We start from the raw sequence: 24866 nt of genomic DNA on the forward strand, positions 1-24866 counted from the left end.
GGTCCCCGTTGTCAGCGGGCCCCCAGCCGCGGCAATAAGCAAATGCTAGATGGACGCCCTGACCCAGGCAAGGCACCGCCGGCGGCGCACCGGTCAACTTTCCAGGAGGAGCCGCTGGGCCCGGGGCGCCAGCGTATATTCCAGGACCAGGGAGGCCGCTCCGATGGCTCCGACGTCCTCTCCTACCCCGGTGCCCACCACCTCGATGGGATGGATGAGCCGGGTGTCGCTGTTGGCCTCGAGCAGCGCCGGAATCTTCTCGAGGTAGCGTCCGGCCAGCCGGCTCCAGAAGGGCCCTCCGAACACCACGCGCTCAACGTCCAGCGTGTTGGTGACCACCGAGGCGGCACGCGCTACCCGCGCTGCGGACTTGTCGATGATGGCAAGGGCCTGTTCGTTTCCCTCGTCCGCAAGGTCGCACAGCCGGGAAAAGCTTTGCTGGATCTCCGCGCCGCTGTTCCCGGACCGCGTGCCGTCCAAAATCCCGGCGGCCTCCGCTTCGGCCACCAACACCTGCGGGATGCAGGTGGACTTCACGCAGCCGCGCAGGCCGCAGTCGCAAGGGGGTCCGTCCGGGTCCACCACGATATGGCCGATCTCGCCGGCGTTTCCGGAAGTTCCCCGGACAACCTCGTCATTGAGGACAATGCCGCAGCCGATGCCGGTGCCCATGTACATGAAGACGAAGCTGCCGGAGCCGCTGGGGCCGCCGGCCCACGTTTCCGCGACGGCGGCGCTGGTGACGTCCTTGTCCATCAGGACGGAATAGCCCGTGGCTTCGGAAAGGGCGCTGCGCAGTTCCACCCGGTCCCAGCCGGGGAGCAGGGGCGGATCCACCACGGATCCGCTATCAAGGTCGATGGGGCCGGGAGCAGCGACGCCGAGTCCGGCGATCCTCTCCCGGTCCACGCCGGAGTCCTCCACCAACTGGGCGATCTCCTCAGCGATGGTGGAAATAACGGCCGACGGATCGTTGCCGCCGGGGGTTTTAATCCTCGAGTGCCGCACCACTGCGCCCACCAGATCCAGGACCACGAAGGTGGTGACAGCGGGATCCAGGTGGACACCCAGCGCGAACACACCGCCGGGGTTGAGCCGCAGGATGGTGCGCGGCTTGCCGGGTCCGCTGCCTTCCTTGCCCGCCTCCACGATGAGGTTCTGGTCAAGGAGGCGCCGGGAGATGTTGGAGATGGTCTGCGGTGAGAGGCCCACAATCTGGGCCAGCTCCACCCGGCTCAGCCCGGCGGAAGCCCTTCGGATAGCGTCCAGGATCACCGTGAGGTTGAAGTCCCCCATTTTGGGCAGGTTGGTTCCGCGCCTCGGTGAGGATTGGCGGATCTCAGTCACGGCGTCCCCTAAACGTCTTTGGCCACGTACTTGTGGTGATGCTTGAATCGTACGTTACGCGTGGTCACAGACCCATAGGGCGGGCACGACGGCGCGGCGCGGCAAGGGCGGTCCTCCCCCTGGGCGGAGTGGGGCCGGCCTGTTCCGCTCATCCATCGCCGCGGCGGGTGCTCAACGTCACTGTGAACTTGGGGTTCCTGCCTTTCACGGCGGTAGGCCCAACGTGCCGCTCCAGCGCGGGCAGGTAGGGCAGGTGGCGGTTGAAGACCGTCCACAGCTCGCCCCCGGGCGCGAGGACCCGTCCCGCTGCCTCAATCATCTTTAGGCCTGCTCCAGCATGGACCCCGGCGCCGACGTGGAACGGCGGGTTGAGCAGGACCAGGTCCACGCTGCCTGCCGCCAGGCTGCCGAGGGCGTCATCCTGCAGGACGGTGATTCGGCCTTCCAGCCCGTTGGCTTGTGCCGTTGCCTGCGCGGAGGCCACTGCTGCGGCGGACTGGTCCGTGGCGGTCACTGCTGCCCCAGGGTGCTGCCGGGCGTACATGGCGGCAAGGATTCCCGTGCCGCAGCCCAGGTCGACGGCGTGCCGGGCCGCCTTCATGGCCGGGAGGAACGTCAGCAGGAACCTGGTACCGATGTCCAGTTTGGTGCCGGCGAACACTGCCCCATGGGCGGCGACGTCGAGGTCGAGCTCGGCGAGGTGTTCGACGACGGGATAGTTTCCCTTCCCGCCCCCTTGCGGACCGCACGCCAGAATCACGCGCGACTTCTGCCTGGCGAGCTGCGGCTGGACGGAAGAGAAGTGGCGTTCCAGCACGGCGTTCATGCCGAGTGACATGTGCTTGACCCGCCCGCCGGCCAGGAGCGTAACGTCCGGTGCCGCGTAGCGGGCCACCGCGGCGGCGATCTCGTCCAGCTCAGCCAGCGTCTTGGGCAACTGAAGCAGTACTGCCTGCGCCCCGGCCAGGAGTTCCGGGCCAAGCGGCAGCTGGGTGAACCCTGGCTCCCCGTCCGTGGAACCGGCGGGCATCCCCGCCGGGGCGGCCGGGAGCAGGCCGGCGCTACGGAGCCCGGCCGCGTTGAGCTGCAGGGCGCGCTCCCCGGTGATCAGGTCCTGGTGGACCCGTACGGAGCCCGGGTTGAGCGCGGCGAGGGCCCCCAGCGTCAGCGCACCGTACCGGTCCCCGATGACGGCCACTGCGCTTCCGGAAGCCACCAGTCCCCCGGCTGCCTCAAGCAGGAGCCGGTCCGTGGCGTCCCACGCCTGCAGGTTGGGTGCTTCCACATCCGGTCTGCGCCGGAGTGCTGCAAAGAGATCCCCAAGACTGTTTGATGCCAACTGTTCCCGCTGCTTTCCGTTGTTCTGGTTAAACGTGCCGCTGCCCGGAACTGCTGCCGCTCATTCCAAAGCCGTCCGCAGGCTTTCCCGGCGGTCCCGCCGGGCGCCACCCGGGCCGTCCCCGGCGTCGAGCATTACATAGCCGTTGCCACGGCGCTGAAGGTGACAGGCAGCGGAGAACCCGGCCGGCCCGCACCAACGACGATGACGTCGGTTCGGGCAGAATTCACCTCCCCAATGATAGTCGCGCGAGGTATTCCGGCCTTAGTGTTGGCCCATGGAGACGGGAGGAGCACCATGACCACAGCTACCGGGAATGCATCGCGGCTCGCCAGGGCCCTGGCAGTAGTGCTTGGCACTGAAGAAATACCCCTGCGCCTCCGCGCTTGGGACGGTTCCGAGGCAGGGCCGGCGGGAGCGCCTGTCCTTGAATTCCGATCCCGCCGCGCCCTGCGCCGGATCCTGTGGTCCCCGGGCCAGCTCGGCCTGAGCCGTGCCTATGTGGCTGGCGAGATCGACTCTCCCGGGGACATTTTCGCAGCGTTCGCGGCCCTGAGCTCGGCGGGCAAGTTCGCGGAGCCGGGTCCGTTCCGGCCGCTCACCGCCGGTGAAGTCTGGACGCTGCTGCGCACCGCGGTCCGGCTGGGCGCCCTGGGCCCCAACCCTGCGCCACCGCCGGAGGAGGCAAGGGTGGCCCGGAGAGGTCCCCTGCACTCGCGCCGCCGTGACTCCGCAGCCATCTCGCACCACTATGACGTGGGCAACGACTTCTACGCCTTGGTGCTGGGACAGTCCATGGTCTACTCCTGCGCCGTGTGGCCCGACGACAGCGACCACCCGGAGCAACCGGATGCCGGGAGCCGGCTCGCCGACGGCCTGGACGCCGCGCAGGAGGCCAAGCTGGACCTGGTATGCCGCAAGCTTTGCCTCCGGCCGGGCATGCGCGTGCTGGATGTCGGCTGCGGCTGGGGCAGTTTTTCCCTGCATGCGGCCGGGAAGTACGGCGCAACCGTTGTGGGCGTGACGCTGTCCACGGAACAGGCCATCCTGGCCCGGAAACGGGCCGCAGACGCCGGACTGACCGAACGGGTGGACATCCGGGTCCAGGATTACCGGGACATCGGGGACGGTCCGTTCGATGCCATCAGTTCGATCGGAATGTCCGAGCACGTTGGGCGGGAGCAGACCCCCGGTTACGCCGCTGCCTTGTTCGGCCTGCTCCGGCCGGGCGGGCGGCTGCTAAACCACGCGATCTCCTGGAATGCCGGTCCCACCAAACCCGATCCGAATTCCTTCATCCCCCGTTACGTGTTTCCGGACGGGGAGATGATCAGCCTCGGCGAGATGGTATCCGCCCTGGAGGCAGCAGGCTTCGAGATCCTGGATGTGGAGGCACTGCGGCGCCACTACGCGTTGACCCTGCGCGCGTGGGTCCACAGGCTGGAGGCAAACTGGGATCAGGCTGCGAAACTCAGCGGTCTCGGAAGGGCCCGGGTCTGGCGGCTTTACATGGCTGCAAGCGCACTGGGTTTCGAAGGCGGCCTGACAGGCGTCAACCAGGTCCTGGTACAGCGGCCCGGCGGCGACGAACCGCCGCTGCGGCGTACAGCCTGGCTTTGACTGCCTGAGCCGTGGGGCGACACAGGGTCGTGCCCCCGGAACCGGTCCCTTAAGCAAAAGGGACGATCCCGTGGGGATCGTCCCTTTTGTGCCGGTGGAGCTGAGGGGACTCGAACCCCTGACCCCCTGCATGCCATGCAGGTGCGCTACCAGCTGCGCCACAGCCCCGGACTTTGCCGCCCCCGGTTTACCACCTCGAAGCAACCTGTTCAGCTTAATGCACTTTCGCCGCTCACGCCAATCGGCCTGGTCCGCCTCGCGGCCGCATCGGCTCCCGGCCGGGGCAGGTAAAGCACACAAAAAAATCCGCCGGAATCGCAGTGATTCCGGCGGACCGTCCGGTGGAGCTGAGGGGACTCGAACCCCTGACCCCCTGCATGCCATGCAGGTGCGCTACCAGCTGCGCCACAGCCCCGAATTATTGCCGCTCCTTCAAGCTTTTCGGCTTTCCCCGAAGCAACTCAAATATCTTAGAACAGCAATTCCGAAAATTCCAAATCGGGCATATTCCGCGTGGTTCCGCGGATTTACTCGCTCTCGGACGCAGCAACAGCCTTTACGGAGGTGTCGTCACCGAGCTGCAGGTCAACGACGGGGCAGTCCTTCCAGAGGCGCTCCAGGGCGTAGAAAACGCGGTCTTCCTCATGCTGGACATGGATCACAACGTCCGAGTAGTCCAGCAGTACCCAGCGGCCGCCGGAACGGCCTTCACGGCGGACAGGCCGCAGGTCCTGCTTGGCGAGCTCTTCCTCGATCCCGTCCACGATTGCGTTGACCTGCCGCTCGCTGGGTGCGGAGGCAATGAGGAAGACGTCGGCCAGGGCGAGCCGCTCGCTGACGTCCAGGGCAACGATATCCTGCGCGATCTTGTCCGCGGCTGCCTTGGCGGCGGCGCGGGCTATGGTGATGGATGATTCTGATGCAGTCACGTGACTCCTTGTTGGGTGGAAACTCTAAGTGGCGGAACGCGGCTCAGCGGGACATGCCGCTGATGATGAGGATGATGCCCGAGACCAGGGCCACGATTCCGAATGCCAGGATGCAGAACTGCAGGACCCTGTTCCGCTGCGCCCGGGCCAGTCCGGCCGTGGCAGCGTCCAGGGGCTCCAGGCCGTAGGCCGACCTGGCGGGGATCCGCGGGAGGTCCTCAAAGAGGTCCTCCGCCTGGTTCGCGTCGGTCATCACGGGCCGCGGACGGGCTGCCGCCCGGGCTGCGGCTTCCGCCCTGGCAATGACGTGGGAGCGGCCCGAACCGGCTTCGGGTGCGGCCGGACGCTGAGGGCCCGCAGGGCGCCGTTTCTTGGTTCCGGGCGCCGTAACCTTCGACCCCGGACGGGTGGTGACCGGGACATGTGAGGTTGCGGGCGGCTTCATGACCGGCCGGTCGATGCCGGGAACCTGCACGAACTCCAGCGGGGTAACCATGGCAAGGTTGCTGGCCGTCGATGGCGCCGGGCGCTGGCTTGCCGGGCCGGTCTGGTCCCCGGCGCCGGGTTCCCGCGCCGGGCTCTTGGCAGGATCCCTCGACGGCGCAACCGGGGTTCCGGCCTGCTCGGCCAGCTTCTGCTTGGCAATGGCGCGGCGGTTCAGGATGGCCGCACGTTCGGCCAGGGCGATCTGCTCCGCCAGGATCTCCGGGTCAACCGCTTCCGGGTCCAGGGAGGCGATGTGCTCCATCTTGGCGATCTGGTTCTTGGCCTGCTCGGCGAGCAGTGCCCGTGCCGCCAGGGCCTGTTCAACCGTCATGCCCGCAGGGGCTGCAGGACCCGGCTCCGCACCGGAGGGTTTCTTGCCGTCCTGGGCAGCCCGCTCCCCCGCGCCCCGGCCCTCCTGCACCTGAGCGGCGGCATCGGTCTGGACGGACGACGGCGGCACAACGGGGTTGGCCGCGGTCAGCGCCTGTTCCTTGAGCTGCTGCAGGCGGAGCTGGCGCCGGGTGGGTGGCCCTCCGGCAGAGAGCTGGCCCTCTTTTTCCTCCAGCTCCTTAAGGGTGCGCAGGGCTGCGCGGTCGCGCGCCCGGATCTGGGACGACCGTTGAGTGGAGGTTTGCTCGGACACAGCAGCAGCGGGCCCGGGGGCCGTAGGGGTGGCAGCAGGCGGGTTCGCGGCAGGGGAAAGCTGCTCCGTGGCGGCGGGCACGGGCTGTTGGGCATCCCTGGCCTTCCGGAGTTCCCGGCGGCTGCGGATGGGGGGCTGTTCCTGACTCATTGAGAACTCATTCAGTACTGGCTGGTTCACGTGCTTGGGAAGTTGGGACATCGCCGGCTTCCACGGCGTCGGCGTACAGGCCGTACTTGGCGATGTACTGGACAACGCCGTCCGGCACCAGGTACCAGACCGGGTTGTTCGCGGCCACGCGCGTGCGGCAGTCCGTGGAGGAGATGGCCATGGCCGGAACCTCAAGGAGGCTCACGTCAGCGCGTCCCATCCCGTCGAGGACATGGCCCGGCCGGGTGACTCCCACAAAGTGGGCGAGCGACCACAGTTCGTCGATGTCCTTCCAGGAAAGGATTTGTGCCAGTGCGTCCGCTCCGGTGATGAAGAACAGGTCAGCGTCGGGACGCTGGGCGCGGAGGTCCCGGAGGGTGTCGATGGTGTAGGTGGGACCTGGCCGCTCAATGTCTACCCTGCTCACAGTGAAGCGCGGATTGGAGGCCGTCGCGATGACTGTCATGAGGTAGCGGTGCTCGGGCTCGCTGACGTGTTGGTGGGACTTCTGCCACGGCTGGCCGGTGGGGACGAAAACCACCTCGTCCAGGTCGAATTCCGCCGCCACTTCGCTGGCTGCGACCAAGTGGCCGTGATGGATGGGATCGAACGTCCCGCCCATCACGCCAAGCCGCAGCCTGCCGGTGGCACCCGAGCGGTGCAGGGCGCGGGAAATGTTAGCGGCCCTGCCCGTGATCGTGCTTGTTGGGGTGCTGGCGGTGCGGGTCCGCGTGCTCCTCGGTTGCTGCGTGGCGGTTGCCCAGGTTGGAGTAGGACAAGGTGATGAACATCAGCACCAGCAGGAGGGCGAAAATAACCACCCCGAAGACCCACGGCTCAGCCCACAGCGGCGCGAGTTCGTGTTCTCCGCCTTCGGCGACGGTCGTGGCAATCTGCTGGAACAGCATTTTCTCCCCTTGGGCTCAAACTATTGTGGCAGCGGAAAGCTCCGCCGTTTCTGACTTCTGGTCTATGTTACCGTGCGCTACCCGCGCACCTGGCCCTCGCCCTGCACGATCCACTTCGTGGTAGTGAGCTCGGTCAGCCCCATGGGGCCCCGCGCGTGCAGCTTTTGGGTGGAAATGCCCACCTCGGCGCCGAGGCCAAGCTCCCCGCCGTCGGTGAACCGGGTGGAGGCATTCACGATGACGGCAGCAGAATCAACCTCGGCGATGAACCGTTCTGCGTTACGGAGATCGTTGGTGAGGATCGCCTCGGTGTGGCCCGTGGACCACGTACGGATGTGCTGCACGGCCTCGTCCAGGCTGTCCACCATGGCCACCGCGAGGTCCAGGTCCATGTACTCCGTGCCCCAGTCCTCCTCAGTGGCAGGTTCGGACTCGATGGAGGCGGGCAGGGCCGCGCGTACCCGCTCGTCGGCATGCAGCCGGACCCCTGCCTGGCGGAGCGCGGCTGCCACGGCAGGAAGAACGGGGGATCCCGAGTGGACCAGGAGCGTCTCCACCGTGTTGCAGACGCTGGGCCGCTGGGTCTTGGCGTTGAGGAGGATCTCGACTGCCATGTCCTCGCTGGCCGATTCATCGATGAAGATGTGCACGTTCCCTTCACCGGTCTCGATCACAGGCACGGCGGAGTTGACGACAACGGTCTGGATGAGCTCCCGGCCGCCGCGGGGAATCAGCACGTCCACCCTGCCGCGCGCCTTCATGAGGACGTTGGCACCTGCGCGGCCGTACTGGTCGACTGTCTGGACGGCGTCGGCAGGCAGGCCTACGGACTCCAGCGCTTCACGCAGTACCCGCACCAGCACCTCGTTGGTGGCTTGGGCGGCAGTGCCGCCGCGCAGGATCACGGCGTTGCCGCTCTTGAGTGCCAGCCCCGCAATGTCCACGGTGACGTTCGGCCGTGCTTCGTAGATTGCCGCCACCACACCCATGGGCACGTTGACCTGCCGGAGGCGCAGGCCGTTGGGAAGCGTCTGCCCGCGGACCACGTTTCCCACGGGATCGGGAAGGTTGGCCAGGTTTTCCAAAGCTGCCACGAGTCCCGAGATGCGGGTTTCCGTCAGGGTAAGGCGGTCCAGCATGGCGGCGGAGGTGCCATTGGCTTTTCCTGCCGCCACGTCCATGGCGTTGGCCGTAAGAATGGCCCCGGTGTTCTCCTCCAAGGCTGCGCCGACGTTACGGAGGGCGCGGTCCTTCCAGGCCCGGTTTGCCATGGCCATACGGCGCGCGGCGTCACGGGAGCGGTCCGCAATGGCATGGACTGCTGCCTCAATATCGCCCGAAGACAGCGGGGAGTCAGCCGGCACCTGCGCCACGGATGAAGTAGCCGGCTGCGCCTCGGTGGCGGCAGTATCTCCGGGATTTTCAGCAGTCGTGTTGTGGATCAGGGCCTCAGTCATGTTCCAAGTTTAGGCGAGCGGGAAGCTCAAACCAGCACCAGGTCATCAACGTGAACAACTTCGCGGTCATAGCCGCTGCCCAGCGCCTCACCCAGGTCCCTGGTGGACCGGCCAAGCATCTGCGGCAACTCCGCTGACGAATAGTTCACCAGTCCCCGCGCAACCACGGTGCCGTCGGCAGCTGCTATCTCGACGGCGTCGCCCGCTTCAAATTCACCGTGGACGGCGGAGATGCCTGCGGGAAGCAGCGAGGTGCGGTGGTGCCGCACAGCCTTGACGGCGCCTTCGTCCAGCACCAGCCGCCCTTGGACGGAGGCGACGTGCGCCAGCCACAGGAGGCGGACGGGCTTGCGGGCACCGTTGACCGTGAACCAGGTGCCCACGTCCTCGCCGTTAAGGGCAGCCGCCGCGTTGGGGGTGGAAGTGACAAGGGCATGGATGCCGGAGCCGGCTGCCATGGTGGCCGCTTCCACCTTGGTCAGCATCCCGCCGGTGCCCACGCCTGCCTTGCCGGGTTTCCCGATGGAGACGCCATCCAGGTCCGCGGGGCCCGCAACGAGCGGGATCCGCTTCGCGCCAAGTGACGGCGGGCCGTCGTAGAGGGAGTCGACGTCGGACAGCAGCACGAGGGCATCGGCCCGGACCAGGTGGGCAACGAGGGCAGCGAGCCGGTCGTTGTCACCGAAGCGGATTTCATGCGTGGCCACGGTGTCGTTTTCATTGACCACCGGCACCACGCCAAGGTTGAGCAGCCGGTCCAGGGCGCGGAAGGCATTGGTGTGCTGGCTGCGCCGCATGAGGTCTTCGGCGGTGAGCAGCACCTGGCTGACCGTCACACCGTGCGCCCCGAAGGCCTGGGTGTAGCGGGCCATCAGGAGGCCCTGCCCCACGCTGGCAGCTGCCTGCTGGGTGGCAAGATCGCGGGGGCGCTTGGCAAGGCCCAGGGGTGCCAGGCCCGCGGCGATGGCACCGGAGGAGACCAGGATGATTTCGGTGCCGGTGTTGCGTTTGGCCGCCAACGCGTCAGCCAGGGCAGTCAGCGCCTCTTCGGAGATGCCGCCCTTGATGCTGGTCAGCGACGACGAGCCAACCTTCACCACGATCCTGCGGGCGCTGGCGAGCACGCTCCTGTCCACGGACCGCGCCAGCGGCACCGCAGCTGCCGCCCTAGAACTCATCGCCTGCGTCCAGTCCACTCTCCTTGAGCGGCTTGGCGACCCGGCGGCTGCTCACGGACTCGGTCCAGATGCCGGCCTTGCGCTCGGCTTCAAGTTCGGCGCGGGCGGCCGCCCTGGCGTCCTTGCGTTCCTGCTGCTCGTCACGTTTCTGTCCGCGCGTGGGGCGGTCGCCGATATCGGCAAACCGGACGTCGGTGCCGCGCGGCGAGGCCAGCAGTTCCGCACCGGCCATCATGGTGGGCTCCCAGTCGAAGACAACGCCGTCATCCTCGCCAATAACAACTGTGTCGCCGGGCTTGGCGCCCTGCTTGAACAGCTCCGTCTCCACGCCGAGCTTTGCCAGGCGGTCAGCGAGGTAGCCGATGGCTTCCTCGTTGGTGAAGTCCGTCTGCTTGACCCAGCGCACCGGCTTTTCGCCCAGCACGCGGAACAGCGGCTCAAGGCCCTTCTCTTCCCGGCGGATCCGGAAGCCTGCTTCATTGACCGCGCGGGGCTTGATGACAACGGGCTGCACCTTGGGCGGCGCAGCAGCCACCGCGTCCCGGGCCGCCTGGACGATTTCGGCCATGGCAAAGCCCAGCTGGCGGAGGCCCTCGTGGCTAGTTGCCGAGATTTCAAAGACCCGGTAGCCGCGGGATTCCAGTTCGGGGCGGACGAACTCGGCCATGTCCTTGCCGTCCGGCAGGTCCACCTTGTTCAGTGCCACCAGGCGGGGGCGGTGGTTCAGCGGAACCACTTCACCGTCCTGGCCCGCGTAGCTCATGTCCACGGCGTACTTTTCGAGTTCGGCCTCGATGACGGCCAGGTCCGAGAGGGGGTCGCGGTCGGCCTCCAGCGTGCCGCAGTCCAGGACATGGACCAGCGCCGCGCACCGCTCCACATGGCGGAGGAAGTGGTGGCCGAGGCCCTTGCCCTCGCTGGCGCCTTCAATCAGCCCCGGTACGTCTGCAATGGTGAAGCGGACATCCCCGGCCTGAACTACGCCCAGGTTGGGAATCAGGGTGGTGAAGGGGTAGTCGGCGATCTTGGGCCGCGCCGCGGACATGGCGGCGATAAGGCTGGACTTGCCGGCGGACGGGAAACCCACCAGGGCAATATCCGCAATTGACTTCAGTTCCAGCACAATGTCGCTGGACTCGCCTTCGATGCCGAGGAGGGCAAAGCCGGGAGCGCGGCGCTTTTGCGAAGAGAGCGCGGCGTTGCCCAGGCCGCCGATGCCGCCCGCCGCAGCCACGTACTCGGTGCCTTCGCCCACGAGGTCGGCGAGGACGGTGCCGTCCTTGGACTTGACCACCGTGCCGTCCGGAACGGGCAGGATGAGCGTCTCGCCGTTCTTTCCGCCGCGCCAGTCCCCCATGCCCGGGCCGCCGTTGGTGGCGTGGCGGTGGGGCGCGTGGTGGTAGTCAAGGAGCGTGGTGGTCTGGTGGTCCACGCGAAGGATCACGTCGCCGCCGTTGCCGCCGTTGCCGCCGTCGGGACCACCCAGCGGCTTGAACTTCTCACGGTGGACGGAGACGCACCCGTGGCCGCCGGTACCGCCGGATACGTGCAGTACTACCCGGTCTACAAAGCTGGCCACGTGGATCTCCTCAGTGCTGTTTCCTGGACACCCAAGGGCGCCAAGACGATTGTAATGCGGTTAAAAGAACAGTGGAGCGGACCACATGGCCCGCTCCACCGCTTCAGAACTGGTTGTTACTCTGCAGCTGCAGCAGCAACGATGTTGACGACGCGACGACCGCGGCGGGTGCCGAATTCAACGGCGCCCGGGGTCAGGGCGAACAGGGTGTCGTCGCCGCCGCGGCCAACGCCGGCGCCCGGGTGGAAGTGGGTGCCGCGCTGGCGGACGATGATCTCGCCTGCGGAAACTACCTGGCCGCCGAAGCGCTTGACGCCGAGGTACTGTGCGTTGGAGTCACGACCGTTGCGAGTGGAGCTCGCGCCCTTTTTATGTGCCATCTGAAATGCCTGCCTCTAAATTCTGGGGAATCTGCTGAAAAACCTGAACAGTAACGGGAGGTTACTTGATACCAGTGATCTTGACCTTGGTCAGTTCCTGGCGGTGACCCTGGCGCTTCTTGTAACCGGTCTTGTTCTTGAACTTCTGGATCACAATCTTAGGACCACGGAGGTCCTGGAGGATCTCAGCCGTAACAGTTACCTTGGCCAGGTCAGCAGCGGCGGAGGTGACCTTGTCACCATCAACCAGGAGCAGTGCGGGCAGCTGAATGGTGCTGCCAGCTCCACCGGCGACGCGGTTCAGGGTAACGAAGTCTCCAACGGAAACCTTCTCTTGGCGGCCGCCTGCGCGGACAATCGCGTACACCACTTGGGAACTCACTTCTCTCGACGTTTATTACAAATTTGCGTGCGGAACCCGGTTCCATAATTGGTTGGGCTCTCGCTGTGCCTCAACGCCGTGGGGTCATAACCCAAGTGTTGGCGTAAGCACCGAAGATCTAGAATACGCTAGTTTTGGCTTCGGCCGCAAATGAGGCTGGTTCCGGCGGGTTGTCTGTGATAGGTACCACAACACATTTCCTTGGCCGGGGGGTGCCCCACCATAGTACCGGCGCGGCGGCCGTCCGGACGTCAGGAATGAAGGCGCGGCGCGTCGAAAAATTCAACTTCCAGGCGGCAGGACTGCCTGAATGCCGTGGCCATGGCATCCTTCTCATGCGCCGGAGCGGTGCGCCCCGCACTGTCCACAATGGCAACCGCCCTGCGGGTGGCCGCGGCGAAGTCCTCATCCGCGTATGTGCGCAGCCACTCCGCGTAGGGATGGCCCGCCGGCTCCCCGGCAGCCACGAACTGTGCGTGGAGCGTTTTGCCCACCTCCGCGTACAGCCAGAAGCAGGGCAGGACGGCTGCCGCCAGCACGGCATAACTGCCCGACGCCGATGCCGCCACCAGGTGGTCCACGTAGGACTTGGTTACGGGTCCCAGCTGCGGCTCAACGGTCCGGGTACTGAGCCAGGAGCGGTGCAGTTCAGACTCGACCTCCAGGCATTGCGCGGCGGAACGTGCCCAGAAGAGTTGCTCTGCCTCGGTGGGGGCCAGGGCACTTGTCCGCGCGAGCACCCGTGAATAACCGTTGAGGTAGATGGCGTCCTGGGCCAGGTAGTAGCCAAACTGTTTCTCGGCCAGGTCGCCGGAGGCCAGGTCCCGGATAAACGCCAGGGAATAGATGGCTTCCAGGTGCTCCTCCGCTTCAGCCCACAGCCGCGCCGCGAAGCTGCCTTCAGCAGGCTCCGGCTGAAGGTGGTGGAAGTGGTGGACTGGTCCGTTGCCCGTACCCACCTCCAGCGACTCCGAGGCCTCCAGCGCGCCGGACAGCCAGGGCTTGACCTCCCGGAGGGCTGCCTCCCAGTCCCCCAGCCGCACCTGGACTGTGGCCATGGCTGATGACAGTGAACAACCGGTGCCGTGGCTGTTCAGCGTTGCCACCCGCCTGCCCGGGACCACCACCACGTCCTGGCCAAGCGTGCCTGCAGTGTTGACAAGGGCGTCGGGGCATTCGTCCCCGGCCAGGTGTCCGCCCTTCACAAGCACCGTCGCCCCGGTGGCGGAAGAGAGCTCGCGGCCCTGTTCCAGGGCGCCTTCCCAGCTCTCCTGCACGTTCCCGCCCACCAGCATGGCAAGTTCAGCCAGGTTGGGCGTGATGAGGTGCGCCAGCGGCAGCAGCTCGCGAAGTGCGGCTTCGGCGGATTCCTGCAGGAGCCGGTCACCGCTGGTGGCCACCATGACAGGGTCCAAAACCACGACGCCGGGACGGACTTTTTCGAGCCACGCCCGGACAGCTTCGATCACCGCGACATCACCCAGCATCCCGATTTTCACGGCGTCGATGCTGATGTCCTCACTGAGCGCGTCAAGTTGCCGGGTGAGGAAGTCAGCAGGCGGAACGTGGACCCCGCGTACGCCGCGGGTGTTCTGTGCGGTGAGGGCAGTGATGGCGGCCATTCCGTAGCCGCCGTGGGCCGCGATGCTTTTCAGGTCCGCCTGGACGCCGGCTCCGCCGGACGGATCCGAGCCCGCGATCGAGAGGACCCGGGGCACGTCCGGCCGCTGGCCGGACTGTGCTGCAGGGGCAGGGGCGCCCTGAGGGGTGGCAGAGGGCAATTCGAGAGTTGAAGACAAGAGACATCCCTTCGCCGGTGCTAGCCGGACAGGTTCAACGGGTGTGGATCTCAGCCGGCTCTGTGCGCGGCACCCCGTGTCGGTTCACCAGCCTAGCTTTTTTGCGGTACGCAGGGCGAAGGTGACGCAGTGCGACTGGTGCGGCCTTAAATGCCGGATGCCCGGCCGTCCACACGTGGTGGGCGGCCGGGCATCCAGCGTGTCGCGTGCCGTGGCCTAGAGTTCCGAAGCGGGAACCCCGACACCCAGGATGATGGGCTCCGCGGCAGGCTTGGCGTTGCCTGGCGCAGGGGCACCTGCCTGGTCAGCTTCCGGCGCCTTTGCAGAGTGTGAATGCCCTGCCGCCGCGGCGGGGACATTCTCGTGCTGCTCGACGGAGGTCTCGTTGGCCGCACCCTGGGCACGGCTGGCGCTGCGGTTGCGGCGCGCCCGGCGCGGGCGGGACTGTTCCAGGGTGTGGTCGGAATAGTCCTTTTCGCGCAGCGCATGGGCAGCCTGCAGCGGCTCAGGCCGGACCTGCGGAGACTCCGCCTGCGGTGCCTGGACGTGCTGCGGTGCCCGGACCTGCTCCGGTTCCCGCTGCTCCTTTTCCGGTGCCCGCCGTTCGGGCTGCCCGGCTGTGGCTTCCGCGGCAGGGGCAGGCTCACCGAGGTGGGCGAAGGCTTCGGCGAGCCGGTCCAGCGTCAGGGCCGGCTTCGGCTGCTGCTCCTCCGCGTGCTCCACGAACGGCAGGGCAACTTTCTCCCCGCCAAAGGTGAGGACGGCGGCAGGCCGGGAGGCGTCGCCGTCGTGCTTCTCAGGTTCCGCCGGCTGGACCTGCGGAGCCTGCCGGGCCGCGGCTACCTCATCGTCGTGCAGGTGGGCGGCGTGTGCTGCCGCAGCAATATTGGCAAGGGCAAGCCTGGTGGCTTCGGCCTTTGCGTGCCGCTCGGCGTCCGTGGGGTCGGGGTGGACCGTGTGCACGTGGAGGGCGGCTGCAGGAGCAGCGTCCACCTGCTGGCCGCCGCGGCCGCGGCGGCGCTTCCGGTCTGGACGGACGCCGGGCTGGCTGCTGTCCCCGCGCTGGGCCTCAGCGCGGTGGCTTTCATTCCGGACGTCCGGGCGGGCGTCCGAGCGCTGAACGTGGTGTTCGGCCGCCACGATATTGGCCCGGCGGTGCTCCACGGGGTCATCGTGGGTCACCACGCCGCGGCCGGCGCAGGCCTCGCACTGCTCGCCAAACACTTCAAGCAGCCCGGTGCCCATCCGCTTGCGGGTCATCTGCACCAGGCCAAGGGACGTGACTTCGGCAACCTGGTGCTTGGTGCGGTCGCGTCCCAGGCACTCCACCATCCGACGGAGGACGAGGTCGCGGTTCGATTCCAGGACCATGTCGATGAAGTCGATGACGATAATGCCGCCGATATCGCGCAGGCGGAGCTGGCGTACCACTTCCTCCGCAGCTTCCAGGTTGTTCTTGGTGACCGTCTCTTCAAGGTTGCCGCCGCTGCCGGTGAATTTGCCGGTGTTGACATCCACAACAGTCATGGCCTCGGTGCGGTCGATCACCAGCGAGCCGCCGGAGGGCAGGAAGACCTTCCGTTCCAGTGCCTTGTGGATCTGTTCGTCGATCCGCCATGCGCTGAAGATGTCCTGGTCCTTGGTCCACTTCTCGAGGCGCCCCACCAGATCGGGAGCGACGTAGGTGACGTAGGCCTCGATGGTGTCCCAGGCTTCCTCGCCGGAGACGATCAGCTTGGAGAAGTCCTCGTTGAAGACGTCGCGGACCACCTTGATGGTCAGGTCCGGTTCGCCGTACAGCAGTTCCGGAGCAAGGATCTTGGTGGACTTCGACTGGCTTTCGATGCCTTCCCACTGGGCCCGCAGCCGGTTGATGTCGTGGGTCAGCTCTTCCTCGGAGGCGCCTTCCGCAGCGGTCCGGACAATAACGCCGGCCTGCTCGGGGAGGCGGTCCTTGAGGATCCGCTTGAGGCGGTTGCGTTCGACGTCGGGCAGCTTGCGGGAGATGCCGGTCATGGAACCGCCGGGAACGAAGACCAGGTAGCGGCCCGGCAGTGAGATCTGACTGGTCAGGCGCGCGCCCTTATGGCCCACGGGGTCCTTGGTGACCTGGACCAGGACGGTGTCGCCGGACTTGAGCGCGTTTTCAATGCGGCGCTGCTTGCCCTCGAGGTTAACGGCCTCCCAGTTGACTTCGCCAGCGTACAGGACGGCGTTGCGCCCGCGTCCGATGTCCACGAAGGCTGCTTCCATGGACGGCAGCACGTTCTGGACCTTGCCCAGGTAGACGTTGCCGATCAGGGAATCCTGCTGGGTCTTGGAGACAAAGTGCTCGGCCAGGACGCCGTCTTCCAGGACGGCAATCTGGATTCTGTCATCGCGCTGGCGCACGATCATTTGGCGGTCCACGGACTCCCGGCGGGCCAGGAACTCGGCTTCGGTGATGACGGTGCGGCGGCGGCCCGTGTCGCGCGATTCGCGGCGGCGCTGCTTCTTGGCCTCCAGGCGGGTGGAGCCCTTGACGCTGGTGACCCGGTTGCTGACCGCGGGTTCTCCCACGGGGCGCGGTGCGCGGACGCGGGTCACCGTGTTGGGGGGATCGTCGTCTCCCCCGCCCGTCAGTTCAAGGTCCTGGTCGCCACGGCGGCGGCGGCGCCGACGGCGGGACGTCACGCCTTCGTCGGCCTGCCCGGCGGCTTCCTCGTCGGCGTCATCGGCAGCATCGGTCTCGGCATCTGAGCCCTCGGCGTCTTCGCCGTCACGCTCGCCAGTCCTGCTGCGGCCGCGGCGGCCGCGGCCACGGCGCCTCCTGCGGTTACCGGCATCGTCCGAGTCGTCCTCGGTGTCCTCTTCTTCAGCTTCTTCCGTGGCGGCCGGCGCGGGCCGGACAACAGCGCTGAGATCCGGGGCCTGGAACAGGACGGAAGTGGCGGAACCTGGCTCCAAAAAGAGGGAGCCGAAAGGGCTTGCCGGGGCGGTGGAAGCGGCAGGGGCGGCTACGGGTTCCGCGGCAGCATCGCCCTGGGCGGCTGCCTCGGCGGCGGGCGGGCCCTGCACGGGAGTGCCGTTGTCCTGCCCGGCTGCGGAAGGCAGGACCGCAGGTTCCGGTGCGGCCGCTTCGGCTTCAGCTGCGGCGACTGCCGGGTCAGCGACGGCTGGAGCTTCCGCGGCAGGTGCGGCTTCGGCGGGCGCAGCTCCCGCCGCCGCACTCTCTGCCTGCGCAGCCGCAGCCTCCGCCACCGGGGCGGAGGTCTTGCGGGTGGCAACCCGCCGGCGTCGGACGGGTTTTGCGTCCTCCGCGGCGGCTTCAGAAGGCGCGCCGGCCGACGCAGCCTGCGCGCCGGCGTCGTCGCCGGCAGCGGCAGGGGCGGCTGCCTCCTCGGCGAAGGCCGGAAGCGGCTCAGCCGGGTCAACCTTCTTCCTGGAGCGGCTCCGGCGGACGGGTGCCTTCGCCTCAGCGGCGTCGGTAACCGGCACTGTGTTTACTGCGTTCGCGCCGGATTCGGCGGCGCTGGCCCCTGCCTGCACGGAATCTGCGCCCGCGGTGCCTGCCGCAACGTCTGTTTCGGCGATCAGGGCGTCACTGGCCTTGGGAGCGGCTTTCCGCCTGGTCCTCGTGGCCTTCTTCGGCTCGGCCTCGGCACCCGTGGCGGCGGCTTCATCATTAACGGCTGAAACTTGTTCATTATCCATATGTGGCAACACTCCTGCCCCTGACGTACCGCCACATCCGGCACCCATTGGGGCACATATTGTCAAAACCCGCAGGCGTTGACAGAAGTCAAGTGGATACCCCCAGGTTCGCACCGGCAGTGGGGTGCGGCAGCCCGTGGGGGCCGGCAGGATGTTCAAAAACCCGTTGTTCCACGTGTCACAACCAGGTGCCGCCCAATGGAGTTGCGGGAGGCCGGATTGACAAATCCAATGCCTGCGCTGCTCATCATTGGCGGTCTTGCGAACAAGCCACCGGACCGGAATCCGAATGTGGATCGGGTTCCAGCCACGTTCATTCTCTCATACCCGGACTATTCCACGGCGGAAGAGGCGCTGCATATTCCCTCCCTGAAGGGTCTTTCCAGCCGCCGGCGTTACAATCGGGCAAGGAGCACCCGATGAAAAGGACGCCTTGCCAATGCCCAGCATTTCCCCCGTCAGCGGCACCCACGCGCCGGAACGGACTCTTGACCCGGACACCAGTGCGGCTGGAGCCCGCCCGCCCATGACCCGCGACCGGCCCCTCGGCTGGCTGCTGGTGGTCACCGGGGTGGTTGGCTGGCTCGCGTCCGGAGCACTGGTCCTGGAGAAGCTGGAGGTCCTCAAGGACCCTAACCACACCACGGTGTGCGATGTGAACCCTTGGATCTCCTGCGGCCAGGTGATGCAGACGTGGCAAAGCTCGCTGTTCGGCTTCCCCAACATGTTCATCGGCATCGTGGCGTTCGCCATCACCATCACGGTGGGAATGGCGCTGCTGGCCGGCGCCAACTTCGCCCGGTGGTACTGGCTTGGCCTGCAGGCCGGCGTCACGCTGGGCTTCGCGTTTGTGGTGTGGCTATGGTCGCAGGCGCTGTACGTCATCCACATCCTGTGCCCGTTCTGCATGATTGTGTGGGCGGCAATGATTCCGCTCTTCGTGTGGGTGACCATCCGGAACATCAGCGCCGGCGTGATCCCGGTACCTGCCAAGGCCGCCCGCATCCTGGGCGACTCCGGCTGGATCATCACGGCCCTGCTCTATGTGGCAGTTATCGCCACCATCTTCTTCGCCTTTATCCAGGTTTTCGCCGGGACGTCAGGCTTCTAGGCCTGCGGACGGGAAAAGCCCCTGGTTCCGAAGAACCAGGGGCTTTTTGCTGTCCCCGGGCGGTCAGCCCTGGAACCAGATCTTGATCTCGCGCTCCGCGGAATCGGTGGAGTCGGAGCCGTGCACCAGGTTCTGCTGGACCTTCAGGCCCCAGTCACGGCCGAAGTCGCCGCGGATGGTGCCGGGGGCCGCCGTGGTGGGATCGGTGGTGCCGGCAAGGGAACGGAATCCCTCGATGACCCGGTGGCCCTCGAAGATCGCCGCAACAACGGGGCCGCTGAGCATGAATTCCACGAGGGGCTCGTAGAAGGGCTTGCCGACGTGCTCCTCATAGTGCTGCTCCAGGAGTTCGCGCGAGGCGTCGACCTTCTTGAGTTCGGCCAGGGTGTAGCCCTTGGCTTCGATCCGGGCCAGGATGGCGCCGGTGAGGTTGCGGGCGACGCCGTCGGGCTTGATCAGGACGAGGGTGCGCTCAGTGGTCACGACTGCTCCAATGCGTTGGGATGGGTTTCGGGGACAAGTCTACGGGGACTTTGCCTACGGGGACTGCGGCTGCTGCCCCGGTCCAGCCGCCTGGTCCGGGTGCGCCGCCTCCCACTCCGCCTGCTCGCGGGCGCGCTCCCCGGCCTCGCGGTCCAGCCGGATTCCGGTGCGGATGCCGTACCACCAGGCCGCTGCGAACAGGGCGCCGACCAGGAACATGGCGGGCTCGAAGATGCCGGTCAGGACCAGGACGAGCTGCAGGATCCAGCCCAGCCCGATGCCCCAGGGCCTGGTGAGGAACGCGCAGGCCACGATCATCACGACACTGAGCCCGATCCCCACACCGAGGATGAGGGCCGGCGGGAACTCCCCGCGGCGAAGTCCGAACACTGCCAGGGTGGCGAAGAACATGACGAAGGCTTCCAGCAGCAGCACGGTGGATGCGAACATCACCTTGGTGGAGCGGCGCTTCCTGGGCATGCCCGGGCGCCACTCACGCTGGGCTTTGGTCAGCTTGGGCACTCAGGCCTCCGTCTTTCCGAGCAGGATCCGGGCCTCGGCAACAAGGGTGATGGAGCCTGTCACCAGGACTCCCCCGGACAGGTCGTCGTTGGCTTCGGCGCGTTCCACTGCCCACTCAAGGGCGTCGTCGAGCTTCTCCGCGATGTGCACGTTGTCCTCGCCGAAGCCAAGCTCAACCGCCAGTTCGGCCAGTTCCGCGGCAGGGACTGCCCGCGGGGAGTTCGACTGGGTGAAGCAGAATTCCTCCGCGATCCCGCCCAGCGACTCCTTGAGCTGCCGCAGGATCTCCTCGGCGTCCTTTTCCTTCAGCACCCCCACTACCGGAACCAGCCTGGTGAAGTTGAAGGCTTCCTGCAGGGCGGCAGCCGACGCCTTGATGCCATCCGGGTTATGGGCTGCATCCACAATGATGGTGGGCGCGGTCCGGACCACTTCAAGCCGGCCCGGCGACGTCACGTTGGCGAAGCCTTCCTGCAGCACGTCGAAGTCGAGTTCCTTTTCGCCCCCGAAGAATGCCTCGATCGCGGCCACGGCCACCGCGGCGTTCTGCGCCTGGTGTGCGCCGTGCAGCGGGACCAGGAGTTCCGGGTACCGGCCGGCGATGCCCTGGATGCTCACCATCTGCCCGCCCACCGCCACGGTCCGGGACTCAACGCCGAATTCCACGCCTTCGAAGCGGAACGGCACGCCCACGTCCTTTGCCTTCTCCAGCAGGACCTGCGCCGCGTCCAGGGGCTGCGCGGCGCTGATGAGGTAGCCGCCCGGCTTGATGATTCCCGCCTTCTCGTGGGCGATGTCCTCCGTGGTGTCGCCCAGGAGGTCCGTGTGGTCAAGGGAAATGGGCGTGATGACGGAGACCTGTCCGTCGCCCACGTTGGTGGCATCGGTGATCCCGCCCAGGCCAACCTCGATGACGGCCACGTTGACCGGCTGGTCCGCGAAGATTGCGAAGCCCAGGATGGTGAGGCATTCGAAGTAGGTGAGCCGGGGCTGGCCCTCGGCTTCAAGCTCGGAGTCCACGATCTCCAGGTAGGGACGGATTTCGTCCCAGATCCGGACGAACGTCTCGTCGGAAACCGGGTGGCCGTCGATGCTGATCCGCTCAGTGACCTTGGACAGGTGCGGGCTGGTGTATCGTCCGGTGCTGAGGCCATGGGCCCTCAGCACCGATTCGATCATGCGGGCGGTGGAGGTCTTGCCGTTGGTGCCGGTCACGTGGATGATCGGGAACGCCTTGTTGGGCTCCCCCAGCACGTCCATGGCGCGGAACAGCGGCGCGAGGCGCGGCTCCATCTTGTTTTCCGGCGCCCTGCCCAGCAGTTCGGCGTAGACGCTCTCTACGGAAAATTCGTCAGTCATGGATCAGGCCTCTACTTTTTCGACGGCGACAGCCGGCTCGGCGGCGTCCGAAGGTTCTGCCGCCAGGTCAACGGTGAGGGTCTCACCCTTGACCAGGTCGGCGTTGGCGAGCAGGGCGTCCACGACGTTCTGCCGGGCAGCCACGGTGGTCCGGATCCGGTCGCTGACGTTCAGCCCGGCGTCCTTGCGGGCCTGCTGGATGGCGCGGATCATGTCCCGGGCCAGTCCCTCTGCTTCCAGTTCCGGGGTGACCTCGGTGTTCAGGACCACAAAGCCGCCCCCGGGAAGGACAGCGGCTGCACGTGAGCCGGCACCCTCTGCGGCTTCAGCCACGACGGTTTCCAGGACGTACTCCTGCGGCTCGAGCTCGAGGCCGCCGGCGGTGACCACCCCGGCTTCGCTAACGGACCAGTCACCGGACTTGGAGCCCTTGATGGCCTGCTGGACGTTCTTGCCCAGGCGCGGGCCGGCAGCCCGTGCGTTGACCACGAGCTTCTGCTCGATGCCGAACTCCTCCGGGGAGGCGGCCTCGGCGTCGAGCAGGCGGACCGAGCGCAGGTTCAGTTCATCGGCGACGACGGCGGCAAAGCCTCCCAGCGCGCCTGCACCGGGTGCCACGACCGTAAGTTCCTGCAGCGGGAGGCGCACGCGCAGGTTCGCGGCCTTGCGCAGGGAGGAACCGGTGGAGCAGATCTGCTGTACGCGGTCCATCGCCTCGACCAGCCCCGGGTTGGCCGGGAACAGCCCGGCGTCCGGCCAGTCGGCCAGGTGCACGGAGCGCCCGCCCGTGAGCCCGCGCCAGATCTCCTCGGAAACCAGCGGCAGCAGGGATGCGGCTACGCGGGCGACGGTTTCCAGCGCGGTGTAGAGAGCGTCGAAGGCGTCGACGCTCTCGTCGAAGAACCGCTGCCGGCTCCGGCGGACGTACCAGTTGGTGAGCATGTCCAGGTAACTGCGCAGTTCGTCGCAGGCGCCGGAGATGTCATAGCTGTCCAGCTGGGCGGTCATATTGCGGACCAGCTCGCCGGTGTTGGCGAGCAGGTACTGGTCCAGTGTGTCGGCGTAGCCGTCATGGCGCAGCTTCGCGTCGTAGCCCGCCCCGCCATTGGCCGCGTTGGTGTAGAGCGTGAAGAAGCTGTACACGTTCCACAGGGGCAGGATGACCTGGCGGACGCCGTCGCGGATTCCCTGCTCGGTGACCACGAGGTTGCCGCCGCGGAGGATGGGGCTGGACATCAGGAACCAGCGCATGGCGTCGGAGCCGTCGCGGTCCAGGACCTCCGACACGTCCGGGTAGTTGCGCAGGCTCTTGGACATCTTCTGCCCGTCAGAACCCAGCACGATGCCGTGGCTGATGACGTTGCGGAAGGCCGGCCGGTCGAACAGTGCCGTGGAGAGGATGTGCAGCATGTAGAACCAGCCGCGGGTCTGGCCGATGTACTCCACGATGAAGTCGGCGGGGTTGTGGGTGTCGAACCAGGCCTCGTTCTGGAACGGGTAGTGCACCTGGCCGTAGGGCATGGAGCCGGAGTCGAACCAGACGTCCAGGACGTCCTCCACGCGGCGCATCACGGACTGGCCTTCTTCGGGAGTTCGGGGATCGTCCGGGTTGGGCCTGGTCAGTTCGTCGATGAACGGGCGGTGCAGGTCCACCTGGCCGTCTTTGTTCAGCGGCAGGCGGCCGAAGTCCGCCTCGATCTCGGCGAGCGAGCCGTAAACGTCCGTGCGGGGGTATTCGGGATCGGTGGACTGCCACACGGGGATGGGGCTGCCCCAGTAGCGGTTGCGGCTGATGGACCAGTCGCGGGCGTTCTCCAGCCACTTGCCGAACTGGCCGTCCTTGACGTTGCCCGGGATCCAGTTGATCTCCTGGTTCAGCTCGGACATGCGGTCCTTGAACTTGGTGACTTCCACGTACCAGGAGGAGACGGCACGGTAGATCAGCGGGTTGCGGCAGCGCCAGCAGTGCGGGTAGCTGTGCTCGTAGCTTGCCTGCTTGACCAGCCGGCCCTGGGCGCGCAGCACCTGCGTGATGGGCTTGTTGGCCTCGAACACCTGCAGGCCCGCGATGTCGTGCAGGTCCCCGTGCTTGAACAGCGGCAGGAACCTGGCGCCTTCGTCCACGGAAAGGATCACCGGAATGCCGGCCTCCTCGCACACCTTCTGGTCATCCTCGCCGTAGGCAGGCGACTGGTGGACGATGCCGGTGCCGTCACTGGTGGTGACGTAGTCGGCAACCAGGATCCGCCAGGCGTTCTCCATGCCGTACTTTTCGTTGTCTGCGAAGTCCTGCCACAGCGGCTGGTACGCAAGCCCTTCGAGTTCCGTGCCGGTGTGGGTGGAAACCACTGCGGCCTGGGCAGCCTCGAAATCCTCATAGCCCAGGTCCTTGGCGTAGTTGCCCACCAGGTCGGCCGCCAACAGGAAGCTTCCTGTGACGGGCGCCTCCGCGGAGGCAGCCTTGATGCCGTTCGGGCCGGCAGGCAGCACAGCGTAAGTGATGGAAGGGCCGACGGCGAGCGCCGCGTTGGTGGGCAGCGTCCAGGGCGTGGTGGTCCAGGCGAGGGCCTGGACGCCGGCAAGCTGCCGGGACAGCTCCGAATCCCCCGGGGTGATGGGGAAGGTCACCGTGACAGTCTGGTCCTGCCGGTTCTTGTAGACGTCGTCGTCCATCCGCAGCTCATGGTTGGACAGCGGCGTCTCGTCCTTCCAGCAGTACGGAAGAACGCGGTAGCCGTTGTAGGTCAGGCCCTTTTCGTGCAGCTGCTTGAAGGCCCAGAGGACAGACTCCATGTACTCCACGTTGAGGGTCTTGTAGTCGTTGTCGAAGTCCACCCAGCGTGCCTGGCGGGTGACGTAATTGCGCCACTCGTCGGCGTACTTCATCACGGAGGCGCGGCAGGCGTCATTGAACTTGTCGATGCCCATGGCTTCGATCTGGGTCTTGTCCGTCATGCCCAACTGCTTCATGGCCTCAAGCTCGGCGGGCAGGCCGTGGGTGTCCCAGCCGAAACGGCGCTCCACGCGCTTGCCGCGCTGGGTCTGGTAGCGGCCCACCAGGTCCTTGGCGTAGCCGGTCAGCAGGTGCCCGTAGTGCGGCAGGCCGTTGGCGAAGGGCGGGCCGTCGTAGAAGACGAACTCGTTGCTGCCGGGCTCGCCGCCGGGAGCGTCCGCGCTGCGCTGGTCGATGCTGGCCTGGAAGGTGCCGTCCTGGTCCCAGTACTTCAGGATGCGCTCTTCGATCTCCGGAAACTTCACGGAGGCGGAAACAGCGGCACCGCCGCTGGACGACGCGCTGGCAGAAGTGGAGGCTGAGGCCTTGGGGTAATACGTCATGTCGACATCCTGGGTTGAGCTTGGCGAACTGCCGGCCTGCGCCGTGCTGTTCCGTTCAGGATGCGAGGACGGCTTGCCGTGTTGTCCGCCGGACCCCACGCTCACCGCGGTACCACCTCACTTACCGTCGCTGCGTGTTCCCCGAAGGGAACTGGCGCCACGACG

At 66.8% G+C, this 24866-nt stretch carries 19 protein-coding genes, 2 tRNA genes and 1 riboswitch; of the genes, 2 read left to right on the forward strand and 19 right to left on the reverse strand.

Annotated features, from left to right (window positions below):
- Nucleotides 1–93: 93 nt before the first annotated feature.
- A complete protein-coding gene (locus tag SMD14_RS11560; protein ID WP_157243127.1) occupies nucleotides 94–1296 on the reverse strand; it encodes an ROK family protein in 1203 nt (400 codons plus the stop codon).
- Between the two features lie 199 nt (nucleotides 1297–1495).
- Nucleotides 1496–2686, reverse strand: coding sequence for a methyltransferase (locus SMD14_RS11565; RefSeq protein WP_321213736.1), 1191 nt, complete (start codon nucleotides 2684–2686; stop codon nucleotides 1496–1498).
- Between the two features lie 297 nt (nucleotides 2687–2983).
- On the opposite strand from SMD14_RS11565, the gene SMD14_RS11570 reads away from it, so the two are divergent.
- Nucleotides 2984–4306, forward strand: coding sequence for a class I SAM-dependent methyltransferase (locus tag SMD14_RS11570; protein ID WP_321213737.1), 1323 nt, complete (start codon nucleotides 2984–2986; stop codon nucleotides 4304–4306).
- Between the two features lie 95 nt (nucleotides 4307–4401).
- Here the strand turns inward: SMD14_RS11570 and SMD14_RS11575 are convergent.
- The 13 genes from SMD14_RS11575 to SMD14_RS11635 all read right to left on the reverse strand — a co-directional run bounded on the left by SMD14_RS11575 (nucleotide 4402) and on the right by SMD14_RS11635 (nucleotide 17890).
- Nucleotides 4402–4474: transfer RNA gene (locus tag SMD14_RS11575), tRNA-Ala, on the reverse strand.
- A gap of 174 nt (nucleotides 4475–4648) precedes the next feature.
- Nucleotides 4649–4721: transfer RNA gene (locus SMD14_RS11580), tRNA-Ala, on the reverse strand.
- 112 nt (nucleotides 4722–4833) lie between these two features.
- Nucleotides 4834–5235 carry a ribosome silencing factor gene (gene rsfS / locus SMD14_RS11585; protein ID WP_321213738.1) on the reverse strand — a complete coding sequence of 134 codons (402 nt, stop codon included), beginning with the start codon at nucleotides 5233–5235 and terminating at the stop codon, nucleotides 4834–4836.
- 43 nt (nucleotides 5236–5278) lie between these two features.
- Nucleotides 5279–6514, reverse strand: a complete 1236-nt coding sequence (locus SMD14_RS11590; RefSeq protein WP_321213739.1) for a hypothetical protein — start codon at nucleotides 6512–6514, stop codon at nucleotides 5279–5281.
- 7 nt (nucleotides 6515–6521) lie between these two features.
- On the reverse strand, nucleotides 6522–7136 hold the full coding sequence (gene nadD / locus SMD14_RS11595) for a nicotinate-nucleotide adenylyltransferase (protein ID WP_157241973.1): 615 nt from the start codon (nucleotides 7134–7136) through the stop codon (nucleotides 6522–6524).
- 55 nt (nucleotides 7137–7191) lie between these two features.
- The gene (locus SMD14_RS11600; protein WP_321213740.1) at nucleotides 7192–7422 is read right to left on the reverse strand and encodes a hypothetical protein; all 231 of its coding nucleotides are present in this window, start codon (nucleotides 7420–7422) and stop codon (nucleotides 7192–7194) included.
- A 77-nt stretch (nucleotides 7423–7499) separates the two neighbouring features.
- Nucleotides 7500–8879 (reverse strand): glutamate-5-semialdehyde dehydrogenase, encoded by a 1380-nt coding sequence (locus tag SMD14_RS11605; RefSeq protein WP_321213741.1) that lies wholly within the window; start codon nucleotides 8877–8879, stop codon nucleotides 7500–7502.
- A 26-nt stretch (nucleotides 8880–8905) separates the two neighbouring features.
- Nucleotides 8906–10057 carry a glutamate 5-kinase gene (gene proB / locus SMD14_RS11610; protein WP_321213742.1) on the reverse strand — a complete coding sequence of 384 codons (1152 nt, stop codon included), beginning with the start codon at nucleotides 10055–10057 and terminating at the stop codon, nucleotides 8906–8908.
- Nucleotides 10047–11636, reverse strand: a complete 1590-nt coding sequence (gene obgE, locus SMD14_RS11615; protein ID WP_321213743.1) for a GTPase ObgE — start codon at nucleotides 11634–11636, stop codon at nucleotides 10047–10049. Before obgE ends, proB begins: the two co-directional genes overlap by 11 nt.
- A gap of 116 nt (nucleotides 11637–11752) precedes the next feature.
- Nucleotides 11753–12016, reverse strand: coding sequence for a 50S ribosomal protein L27 (gene rpmA, locus SMD14_RS11620; protein WP_009372867.1), 264 nt, complete (start codon nucleotides 12014–12016; stop codon nucleotides 11753–11755).
- 61 nt (nucleotides 12017–12077) lie between these two features.
- Complete coding sequence (gene rplU, locus SMD14_RS11625) at nucleotides 12078–12386, reverse strand: 50S ribosomal protein L21 (protein WP_066276623.1); 309 nt, start codon at nucleotides 12384–12386, stop codon at nucleotides 12078–12080.
- A gap of 263 nt (nucleotides 12387–12649) precedes the next feature.
- The gene (gene thiD / locus SMD14_RS11630) at nucleotides 12650–14197 is read right to left on the reverse strand and encodes a bifunctional hydroxymethylpyrimidine kinase/phosphomethylpyrimidine kinase (RefSeq protein WP_370460689.1); all 1548 of its coding nucleotides are present in this window, start codon (nucleotides 14195–14197) and stop codon (nucleotides 12650–12652) included.
- Nucleotides 14187–14284: riboswitch (TPP riboswitch) on the reverse strand. (Overlaps the previous gene by 11 nt.)
- A 129-nt stretch (nucleotides 14285–14413) precedes the next feature.
- A complete protein-coding gene (locus tag SMD14_RS11635; RefSeq protein WP_157241969.1) occupies nucleotides 14414–17890 on the reverse strand; it encodes an Rne/Rng family ribonuclease in 3477 nt (1158 codons plus the stop codon).
- 439 nt (nucleotides 17891–18329) lie between these two features.
- Here SMD14_RS11635 and SMD14_RS11640 point away from each other — a divergent pair, with 439 nt between their 5' ends.
- Nucleotides 18330–19001 carry a vitamin K epoxide reductase family protein gene (locus tag SMD14_RS11640; RefSeq protein WP_157241968.1) on the forward strand — a complete coding sequence of 224 codons (672 nt, stop codon included), beginning with the start codon at nucleotides 18330–18332 and terminating at the stop codon, nucleotides 18999–19001.
- 63 nt (nucleotides 19002–19064) lie between these two features.
- On the opposite strand, the gene ndk is transcribed toward SMD14_RS11640, so the two are convergent.
- The 4 genes from ndk to ileS are packed head-to-tail and all read right to left on the reverse strand — an operon-like array spanning nucleotide 19065 to nucleotide 24701.
- The gene (gene ndk, locus SMD14_RS11645; protein ID WP_228403670.1) at nucleotides 19065–19484 is read right to left on the reverse strand and encodes a nucleoside-diphosphate kinase; all 420 of its coding nucleotides are present in this window, start codon (nucleotides 19482–19484) and stop codon (nucleotides 19065–19067) included.
- Nucleotides 19485–19538: 54 nt separating this feature from the next.
- Nucleotides 19539–20006 carry a DUF4233 domain-containing protein gene (locus SMD14_RS11650; RefSeq protein ID WP_321213744.1) on the reverse strand — a complete coding sequence of 156 codons (468 nt, stop codon included), beginning with the start codon at nucleotides 20004–20006 and terminating at the stop codon, nucleotides 19539–19541.
- Nucleotides 20007–21365, reverse strand: coding sequence for a folylpolyglutamate synthase/dihydrofolate synthase family protein (locus tag SMD14_RS11655; RefSeq protein WP_157241967.1), 1359 nt, complete (start codon nucleotides 21363–21365; stop codon nucleotides 20007–20009).
- Nucleotides 21366–21368: 3 nt separating this feature from the next.
- Complete coding sequence (gene ileS, locus SMD14_RS11660) at nucleotides 21369–24701, reverse strand: isoleucine--tRNA ligase (RefSeq protein ID WP_321213745.1); 3333 nt, start codon at nucleotides 24699–24701, stop codon at nucleotides 21369–21371.
- Between the last annotated feature and the right edge of the window lie 165 nt (nucleotides 24702–24866).

The organism is Pseudarthrobacter oxydans (assembly GCF_034258515.1).
Lineage (GTDB): Bacteria > Actinomycetota > Actinomycetes > Actinomycetales > Micrococcaceae > Arthrobacter.